Origin of the sequence: Pseudoalteromonas sp. G4 (genome assembly GCF_028875915.1) — a bacterium.
Lineage (GTDB): Bacteria > Pseudomonadota > Gammaproteobacteria > Enterobacterales > Alteromonadaceae > Pseudoalteromonas.
Genome location: NZ_JAPEHW010000048.1, coordinates 22,410 through 31,399, shown reverse-complemented (window position 1 = coordinate 31,399; position 8,990 = coordinate 22,410). Strand labels below are relative to the sequence as shown.

Here is an 8,990-nt window from a genome sequence, read left to right as displayed (position 1 = left end):
CTATTTCAAACTTTTTTTAGTTTTTTGGATCGTTCGGGCGAAATATGTACAAAACCGCCATAATTTGCAACTTTCGTTACATATTTATCACTTTTAAAGCTGGATAACTTAAGAAGTGACTATTTTTACATCAAAGTAAATTAAGCAAAGATCTTTATATAAAGACTTACACCCCAAACAATACCGACGATTAATAGTGAAAAAGTAACCGCAGCTGAACCCATATCTTTTGCGCGACCAGATAAAACATGCCTTTCTGTGCTTACGCGATCAGTTAACGCTTCAATTGCTGAATTTAATAATTCTACTATTAATACTAATAGCAGCACTGAAACTAACACAGCCCAGTGAATCAAATCTTGAGCCAACCAAAATGAAGCCGGAAACATAATTAATACTAGAAACAATTCTTGGCGAAATGCAGCCTCTTCTTTTATTGCCGCTTTTATACCTAAATAAGAACAATAACTGGCTTTAAATACACGCTGTAACCCGCCGCCATTTGGTTTATTAATTTCGCTCATTTTATTTATCCATAAAAAAACCCCGATAATCGGGGTTTTATATCAAACTTTTATGTAATTAAGCTACACCGTATTGGTCGCGATATGCTTTAACTGATGCTAAGTGCTCTGACATATCACCTTTTTGCTCAAGGTAAGTAATAAGGTCGGCTAACTTAACAATTGAAATTACCTGTGTATTAAAGTCACGTTCTACTTCTTGAATAGCAGAAAGTTCAGCTTTACCCTTTTCTTGGCGATCAAGCGCAATTAGAACACCTGAAAGATCTGCACCATTTGCAGCGATGATTTCCATTGATTCGCGAATTGCCGTGCCAGCCGTGATAACATCATCCACCAGCATGATTTTACCTTCAAGTGCAGAGCCTACTAATGTACCACCTTCACCGTGATCTTTTTTCTCTTTACGGTTAAAGCAATAAGGCACATCACAGTCGTGATGATCGGCGAGTGCAACCGCAGTTGTTGTTGCAATTGGAATACCTTTATAAGCAGGACCAAATAACACATCGAAATCAATACCAGAATCTTGTAGCGCTGCCGCATAAAAACGACCTAAGCGCGCAAGGTCACGACCGGTATTAAATAAACCCGCATTAAAGAAGTATGGGCTTGTACGGCCAGATTTTAGTGTAAACTCACCAAACTTAAGCACCTGCTTCTCAAGTGCAAATTCAATAAACTCTTTTTGATAATCTTTCATGTTGTACCCTATTACGCTAACGCTTGCTTTTGCATATCGATGATTTCGCGAATTGAATGCTTAGCCAACTCAAGTAAGTCGGTTAATTCGTCATATGAGAACGGTTCGCCTTCTGCTGTACCTTGCACTTCAATAAACTTACCTGTCTCAGTCATAATCACATTCATATCCGTTTCAGCTTCCGAATCTTCTAAATATTCAAGATCCGTTACCGCTTCACCGTTATAAATACCCACCGAGATTGCAGCAATCATATGCTTAAGTGGATTTGCGTTGATCATGCCTTTAGTACGCATGTAGGTAAGTGCATCAACTAATGCTACACATGCACCACTAATTGAAGCAGTACGAGTACCACCATCAGCTTGAATAACATCACAATCAATAGTGATTGTATTTTCGCCAAGTGCAGCTAAATCAACCGCTGCACGTAACGAACGTGCAATAAGGCGTTGGATTTCCATAGTGCGACCACCTTGCTTGCCTTTTGCAGCTTCACGACCACAGCGGCTATGAGTAGAACGCGGCAACATACCATATTCGGCAGTGATCCAACCTTTACCTTGGCCTTTCATAAAACGCGGCACACCAGCTTCAACTGTTGCAGTACACAATACCTTAGTATTGCCAAACTCAACTAATACTGAGCCTTCAGCATGCATTGTATAATTACGGGTAAAAGAGACTGGGCGAATTTGGTTAGGCGTTCGTTCACTAGGACGCATTAGATATCCTCACTATTCAAGATTTGGCATATTATAAGAAGTAATTCCTTTATTCGCTACGGGAAAAGTAATAAAAGGCAGTCTCTTTATATTTTTATCAAACAAAATTTACTGTAAGCTGCTAAACAACTTCCGCTATAATGCGACCAAGCACAAATTATCATTTCTAAAAACTTAGGAAACCGCACATGATCCATAGTATGACAGCCTACGCTCGCCATGAAGTTAAAGGTGACTGGGGTAACGGCGTTTGGGAAATCCGCTCTGTTAACCAAAGATACTTAGAAACCTTTATTCGTCTACCAGAACAATTTAGAGCACTTGAGCCTGTTATCCGTGAAAAACTGCGCAAACAATTGCAACGCGGTAAAGTTGAAGTAGCACTAAAATTTAATGCTAACCCAGCGCATGTGGGCGAAATGAAAATTAATGAAACCCTTGCTCAGCAACTTATGAATAATGCGACTTGGTTACAAGACCAAGTAAAAGGCGACATCAACCCAATGGATATTCTACGCTGGCCTGGAGTAATGGAAGCTGAAGAAATGGATATGGATTCAGTGCAAACAGAATTACTAAGTGGTTTTGATAAAACTGTTTCTGATTTTATTGATGCGCGTGGCTCGGAAGGTGCAAACCTAGAAACTATGATTGATACCCGCTTAACCTCGATTATTGGTCAAGTTGAAATTGTAAACGGACAAATGCCTGAAGTAATGAAATGGCAACGTGAAAAACTCACTAACCGTTTAGAAGAGTTACAAGCAGAGATTGATCAAAATCGCCTTGAGCAAGAACTGATTTATCTTGCACAAAAGCAAGATGTTGCTGAAGAACTTGACCGCCTTCAGTCGCACGTTAAAGAAACACGCAAAATTCTTAAAAAAGGTGGCGCGTGTGGTCGTCGTTTAGATTTTATGATGCAAGAGTTTAACCGTGAAGCAAATACGCTAGCTTCTAAGTCTATCAATACAGAAGTAACTAACGCTGCAGTTGAACTTAAAGTATTGATTGAACAAATGCGCGAGCAAATTCAAAATATAGAATAATATCCATTAGAGTCCAAACACCTCCGCTAGAGCCCAGTAATACTGGGCTTTTGTATTTTTAACGTCCAAATTATTTTGAATAATTTAGGCCAAAAATACAAAAAAGTGGTAGTGCGAGTGGTAGTTCGCTCTCTCAAGTCACCAATGTCGTCCAAATAACCCTACAAGTTTGGAGGATATATATGTTAACTGAGACCATACTCAAATCTATCATCAAAAAGGCAGAACCAACCCGCGGAATTGCCGATAAAGATGGCCTATTTTTTTCACTCACCAAATCTGGATATGCGAGTTTTAATTTCCGTTATCAAATTAACGGAAAACGTTCGGTGATCGCTATTGGCGCCTATCCAACTATTTCGTTAAAAGAAGCAAGACAGAAAGTCTTATTTTTTCGCCACCAGCTTGCAAACGGCATCGACCCTTTAATGGAAAAACGTAAAGCAGAGTTTCAAGCACGTAATACCTTAAATGCAGTCTTTGAACATTACTTCGAAACAATCATTGAGTCTCGTTATGCACATGCAGATCGTTTAAAGCGTCTTTATGAAATGAATTTACAGCAGCCATTAGGTAACCGCTCAATTAAAGAAATAAACGGCTTGGAGATTTCAGATGTACTGCAGAAAATCAAAAAAGGCACACGAACAAAAGCACCGAAAACGGCTTGGAGATTTCAGATGTACTGCAGAAAATCAAAAAAGGCACACGAACAAAAGCACCGAGACCATCCATTGCTAATAAGTCACTTTATTTATTGAAGGCGTTATTTAAACATGCTGTTAAGCTCGATTTAATTCGCCACAACCTGGCCCTATCCTTCACGGCAATGGACGCAGGCGGCGAAGAAAGGCCAAAGGATACCTATTTAAATGAAAAACAAATCAGACAGTTTTTCGACATAGCCGAAGCAGCAGGAACTGCTTTTAGTAGAGATAACTACCTAGCAACCTGCTTGCTGTTTTCTACGGCAACTAGAAAGATGGAACTGTTAGGCGCTAAGTGGGAAGAATTCGACTTTGACGAGTTGCTGTGGACAATTCCAGCGGAGAGAACAAAACCGCGCCGAGAGTTCTTAGTTCCATTATCACCACAAGTCATCGTTTGGCTTGATGAACTAAAAATAAGAGCCTGTGGCAGCGATTATGTGTTTCCGGCAAGAAAGCAAAGCCGTGTCCCCCATGTTTATCATGATACGTTAAACCACGCATTCAAGAATCTAAATCTACCGTTTACACTAGCACCACATGATATCCGCAGAACAACTAGAACATTGCTAGCAAAACTCGGCATATCTGATCAAGTCGCCGAAATATGTTTAAACCATAAACTCCCTAAGATGCAGCATATCTATAACAAGTACTCATTTTTGCCAGAAAAAAGAGAAGCCCTGTTAATGTTAGCTGAAGCTTTTTGCGCATGTTTACCTGAAAAAGAACAGTAATATGAAACGTGTAACAGATAAGAAGCTAATTGAAACAATTAGAGATTTGAAGCACTGGGACGGTTATCCGCCCACAACTGAGTACATTGTCCAAGCTCTCCCTATGTTTGACGAACAAATAGTTAAGCAGGCCTTAGTTAGGGCGACTCTGAGAGGCAAAATCAGAAAGCAAGGCAACCACTGGTATACATATCCCTAGATATAACTTGCTAGCAGATGCTCTTGAAGTCTCCACTAGCAAGTTTTCTGGCATAAACGCTTTTACACTTTTAAACTTGATAATCTTTGATTTCTAATGGCACTTTTTTGCTACTTCGTCTAAACCTAGCTGTCTTAAACGATCCATTAGTATCTCTTTCCCTTCCTCAAACCAGCCTGATTGAGGGAAACGTATTGCAAACCAAAAGCACCATTCATCAACGTCTTCTTTTGTGATATTTACAGGTAACTCTCTAAGTTGAGGTTCAATTATTTGGGGACAAAATGTTAATGCTCGACTTTTTATTTTTTTCAAAGTTGGTTTATGAGGTTTTTGTTGAATAGCTGCAATCGCTAGAGCTTCCTTTAACAAATTACGAATATTATCACCCGATTTATACAATGATGACTCAACTGCATTGAGATAGCACTCAAGCGCTGTATCGATTTGGCCACTAAGTATTAGCATTCGTCCCTGTAGCCAGTAATAGTGATAGCTAAGCTCATCGTTTAAATTATGCTCTTCAATTGATTTTTTAAGTGAAGCTAATCTAGCTGAATAATCAGCAAAACTACCAGAAGGTTTAGTTGTAGAGCGTCTCAGGAGCTTATGCAGTTCATTACCTTCTGCTGACAGTATATGTAAGTTGGCTGAACTTATTTCATTGATGTAAAACTGATAAAATATTCGACCAAAATCTATAATCCGCCACAAAACAGCCTCTTTTAAATGAGTAACAAACTGATGCTTCGTTTTTCTATGAAATGAATCAATGAATCTTGCTAAAAACAAAGTTTCCATCTCTTCATTAACCGCCTCTGGATTGGATAATGATGCCCATTGAGCAAGTAGAGTTAAGTTACCAATATTAGGGAGCTCTTCACCACTTCGCCACTTTCTAACTGTTCTGTCAGTATTTTCAAAGAATTTTTTTATGTCGTTTTCAGCTAAATCTTGCTGGCTATTGTAAAAATCAATAAGTGCTTTGATTGGATGACTATCCAAATAGAAACTTGGAACAGTATTATTTGGCATTTGGTTAATTCCTACCTGCCAAATGATACTCGCAAGTGTTTCTACAAGTAGGTGCTGATTAAGCTGATAAACTACCTTATTTTGTGCTACTCCTTCCATAGGTACACGCTTCATGATTTCTATGAAGTTGTTTAACCCCATCCAGATACAGTCAGAGAAAAACTCAGCGAAACTACCTGTAACAACCTGAGAGATTGGCTCATAAAATAAATGTCGCACTGACTCTGAAATCAGTGTTGGATCTAAAGACTTCCTAGATGCAAAGTCTTCTTCCTTGCGATAACGGCTCTTTCCCTTAGCCGCCAATGATTTGGTGTCGGCAATATCAGCTAGACGATTTAAAACATATCCAATGTTTGGATAAGATTCATTGATAGGCACCATAAATTAAGACCTTAAAAAGTTCCTTTTTGAAAGAGGGGTGATCCCCCTCACTATTATTTATTATTTTTAGCAACGCTACTAGTTGCGCGAGCCGCAAAACTACCTTTTGGTACGTTGCCACCATTGGTTTTAGCTGTCGAACTTTGAATTCGTTGCGCCGCTTGTGGCGTCATAGGTGTTGGTGGTTTTGCATTTGCTTTTGAAGCCATAATGTTCTCCTTGATAATTCCGAATAAACTTCATAAGCAATCATCGAAAAAATTTGAATACGTTGACAGGAATCAAGTGGCGCAATTTTTATAGCTTAGTTTCACAACTCTTAATGTAAGTACAACCGATACTTTTTTATCGTACTCCCTCTCTAGCCCCTTACAAGCTTGGTTCACAGGATTTCAACCTCTTTATCTTGAGAGGGAGAATAGCAGCCACAATACTCTTCTCTTTTTTGAATACTCCGATCCAATCAAAGAGGCAAAAAACCTCCTATCCCCTGTATACAAAGGCCTGAAAGCTTCAACAGACTCATAATGGAGGGAAAACTGCTCACAGAATATATTGAGCGAGTCTTAAATAACAACACTGAACTAAGTAATAAATGATTGAAGAGATATATACCGAACGCCTTCTAGATGCTGAAACAAGGCTCAAGACATTAACTGCGAATTTCGGAGAGGCATTTCCGACAAAAAAAATTGCAAACCGTCTTTATGCTTCTGCTAAACAAGGTAATAAAACCCTCATTTTCCGGATGCAAAAACATGGGAAATATCATTACCAAACATTGGGAATACTTGATAAGCAGATATCATTAGAAGAGGCTGTCGAGCAGAGCTTTGTTTACGAAAAACAGTTGAACACAAACGGTTATATCGACGATTACACATATCAGCTTCAAGAGCATCGTCGTAACATAAAAACCATTGATGACTTAGCTTATGACTGGTTCATAGCATCTGAAGCTGAGTTTGACATTACAGAACCTGAGCCTCTTAAAGATATGGCTCGTATTCAAGGCCTATATCACAAACACATGCAACCATACATCGGCAACGCATCCATTTCTCACTTTGATGGTTGCCTCATCGAGGTCATGGTGAAAAAAATAAGAGCAAAAGCAGCAGGAACACCTTTTTCCTACAAAGCAACCGCTAAAATGGCACGAGAAATTGCAGAAAAACTACTCAAGCGAGGCATACGATATAGATTAATCGACATCAATGTTGCTAGTTACTTTACAGCTAGAGAAACTGGCTATGTTGATGACTCCGATAGAACTGCATTGGCACCTGAGGAACTGCTTTACCTTATTCAATGTTTAGAGAAAGTCCGAAATACAGCCCCTATTAACGTAAATATTGTTTACATTTTGCTAGTGCTTGGCACTCGAAAAGGAGACTTAATAAAAGCTCACAACAAAGACTTTGGGCATACAACAAAACATCTTAGCGATGATGAAGAAGCTGACTTAGTATGGAATCTTACTGCTGAAAAAAACGGTATCCAGCGTGCTGTTTACCTGACGCAGTTTGTTCAAAGCTTACTTTTGGAAATCGTTGAGGTTCAGAATGGTTCAAACTACTTATTTCCAGCAAGGAAGTCTAATTCTGACAGTCCCTTTATAAGCTCATCTACACCCAACAAGTTTATTAGGAAAATTGCTCCGAAACTGACCAAAGTGCCTCACGAGCTGAGGCACACTTGTAGAACGTTATTGAGTGAATTGGAAGTCTCTGATCATGTTGCTGATAGCTATATCTTGCACTCAACAAGGCGATACAGGCACGATGACTACCATTTATATCCAGCTAGGAAACGGGCCTCAATAGAGCTCTCAGACACTATAGAAAATTTAATTGAAGAGGCGCGATTATTAAATTTGATAGAAGAAGTAATGCAGGAAAATAAAAATGCTAAATCAATATCTGAAAGCTGAACCTACGCTATCGCTCAGCGAAGTTTTGAAAGCGAAAAACAAAAGCTACTCTTGGCTATTTGAGCAAGTTCGTTTAGGAAATTTTCCTCCTCCAGATCGTAAATCTGGTCGGAAAATCTTCTGGCGCAAGTCAACGCTCGAAAGAACTATGAACAATTGTACTCATGAACCTGATACAGACCTAAACGAACGAAACATAAAGCTAGATTTGTTAACTGAACAAGAAAATATCATCTCTTTTTCAGAGTTATCTCAGTTTCCGTCAACAGTTTCAATCAAATCATTTGGAGAAATTGCAGGTATCAACGTGGATCTTTTTCGTCGACGTTTTCAATCTAAATTTTATATTCTAGATGATCACTTTGAACATAACCTCAAGCTTAATCTGGTAAAGATTAAGAGTGAAGCAATGTCTGAACTGCTAAAAAATCGACGTGACACTAAGGTAGATGAACAGCCAATTAAGCTTGGATTTAGAGAAGATAAGCTTGTCGACGATTACTCCAACAAGGAACATTTACCTTTGCAAAAGTACATTGAAATAGTCGACATCTCAGTTCATCAAATCATAGCAAGACTCGCTCAAAACGAATGGAAAATAGGAAAGCACATCCGCCTTGATTTCCAACGAAAGATAAACAAAAAAGAAGCGTCCATACACATAAACTTAAGAGCTGTACAGCAATGGGCCACGTCCAACTAATCAGACATATCTGATAAAAAAAGCACCTAACCTAAAACTCAAGATTAAAGTCTGCAACTACTTGCAGGCTTTTGTCTATATGCTCGACTACAGAGCCAACTTTGTGGCTCGAGCGTGCAACACTTCCTGCAATACCTCGCAGAAACCGCTTCAACTTAAAACCAGTACCCTATTGCAGGAACACTGTTTTCCTGCGAGGAATAATATGCAGAGGTAATACCCCTTTGACATTGCAACATAATGAGGATTAAACAACGGGCGGAACATAAGGTTATGTTTTGAACTATCTCG

The 8,990-nt window shown here is 39.0% G+C and carries 10 protein-coding genes; 5 read left to right on the top strand and 5 right to left on the bottom strand.

The annotated features are described in order from the left end of the window. Positions 1-140 precede the first annotated feature (140 nt). From ON073_RS13815 to rph, 3 genes are read right to left on the bottom strand one after another with little or no spacing between them, the layout of a single operon-like run. Positions 141-524 carry a diacylglycerol kinase gene (locus ON073_RS13815; RefSeq protein ID WP_038637438.1) on the bottom strand — a complete coding sequence of 128 codons (384 nt, stop codon included), beginning with the start codon at positions 522-524 and terminating at the stop codon, positions 141-143. Between the two features lie 58 nt (positions 525-582). Beyond that, entirely contained in the window at positions 583-1,227 is a 645-nt protein-coding gene (gene pyrE, locus ON073_RS13810; protein ID WP_274762466.1) for an orotate phosphoribosyltransferase, read from the bottom strand. An 11-nt stretch (positions 1,228-1,238) separates the two neighbouring features. Beyond that, positions 1,239-1,952, bottom strand: coding sequence for a ribonuclease PH (rph, locus tag ON073_RS13805; RefSeq protein ID WP_010561976.1), 714 nt, complete (start codon positions 1,950-1,952; stop codon positions 1,239-1,241). Positions 1,953-2,140: 188 nt separating this feature from the next. Between rph and ON073_RS13800 the strand changes: the two genes are divergently transcribed. The 3 genes from ON073_RS13800 (at position 2,141) to ON073_RS13790 (ending at position 4,445) form a co-directional block, all read left to right on the top strand. After that, entirely contained in the window at positions 2,141-3,001 is an 861-nt protein-coding gene (locus ON073_RS13800; RefSeq protein ID WP_274762465.1) for a YicC/YloC family endoribonuclease, read from the top strand. A 182-nt stretch (positions 3,002-3,183) separates the two neighbouring features. After that, positions 3,184-3,762, top strand: coding sequence for an Arm DNA-binding domain-containing protein (locus ON073_RS13795; RefSeq protein WP_274762464.1), 579 nt, complete (start codon positions 3,184-3,186; stop codon positions 3,760-3,762). Then, positions 3,669-4,445, top strand: a complete 777-nt coding sequence (locus tag ON073_RS13790) for a tyrosine-type recombinase/integrase (protein WP_274762463.1) — start codon at positions 3,669-3,671, stop codon at positions 4,443-4,445. The genes ON073_RS13795 and ON073_RS13790 overlap by 94 nt, the downstream gene beginning before the upstream one ends. A 292-nt stretch (positions 4,446-4,737) precedes the next feature. Here ON073_RS13790 and ON073_RS13785 read toward each other — a convergent pair whose 3' ends face one another. Beyond that, entirely contained in the window at positions 4,738-6,063 is a 1,326-nt protein-coding gene (locus ON073_RS13785; protein WP_274762462.1) for a hypothetical protein, read from the bottom strand. 53 nt (positions 6,064-6,116) lie between these two features. After that, a complete protein-coding gene (locus ON073_RS13780) occupies positions 6,117-6,272 on the bottom strand; it encodes a hypothetical protein (protein WP_274762461.1) in 156 nt (51 codons plus the stop codon). 386 nt (positions 6,273-6,658) lie between these two features. Here ON073_RS13780 and ON073_RS13775 point away from each other — a divergent pair, with 386 nt between their 5' ends. Both ON073_RS13775 and ON073_RS13770 read left to right on the top strand, forming a co-directional pair. After that, the gene (locus ON073_RS13775) at positions 6,659-7,996 is read left to right on the top strand and encodes a tyrosine-type recombinase/integrase (RefSeq protein WP_274762460.1); all 1,338 of its coding nucleotides are present in this window, start codon (positions 6,659-6,661) and stop codon (positions 7,994-7,996) included. Then, a complete protein-coding gene (locus ON073_RS13770; protein WP_189768822.1) occupies positions 7,971-8,699 on the top strand; it encodes a helix-turn-helix transcriptional regulator in 729 nt (242 codons plus the stop codon). The genes ON073_RS13775 and ON073_RS13770 overlap by 26 nt, the downstream gene beginning before the upstream one ends. Positions 8,700-8,990: the final 291 nt, after the last annotated feature.

Bases quoted from the DNA above. Each gene is read 5' to 3' on its own strand.
- ON073_RS13770 (WP_189768822.1), top strand. From the start codon at position 7,971: ATGCTAAATCAATATCTGAAAGCTGAACCTACGCTATCGCTCAGCGAA.
- ON073_RS13815 (WP_038637438.1), bottom strand. From the start codon at position 524: ATGAGCGAAATTAATAAACCAAATGGCGGCGGGTTACAGCGTGTATTT.
- ON073_RS13775 (WP_274762460.1), top strand. From the start codon at position 6,659: ATGATTGAAGAGATATATACCGAACGCCTTCTAGATGCTGAAACAAGG.
- ON073_RS13800 (WP_274762465.1), top strand. From the start codon at position 2,141: ATGATCCATAGTATGACAGCCTACGCTCGCCATGAAGTTAAAGGTGAC.
- ON073_RS13780 (WP_274762461.1), bottom strand. From the start codon at position 6,272: ATGGCTTCAAAAGCAAATGCAAAACCACCAACACCTATGACGCCACAA.
- rph (WP_010561976.1), bottom strand. From the start codon at position 1,952: ATGCGTCCTAGTGAACGAACGCCTAACCAAATTCGCCCAGTCTCTTTT.
- pyrE (WP_274762466.1), bottom strand. From the start codon at position 1,227: ATGAAAGATTATCAAAAAGAGTTTATTGAATTTGCACTTGAGAAGCAG.
- ON073_RS13795 (WP_274762464.1), top strand. From the start codon at position 3,184: ATGTTAACTGAGACCATACTCAAATCTATCATCAAAAAGGCAGAACCA.
- ON073_RS13785 (WP_274762462.1), bottom strand. From the start codon at position 6,063: ATGGTGCCTATCAATGAATCTTATCCAAACATTGGATATGTTTTAAAT.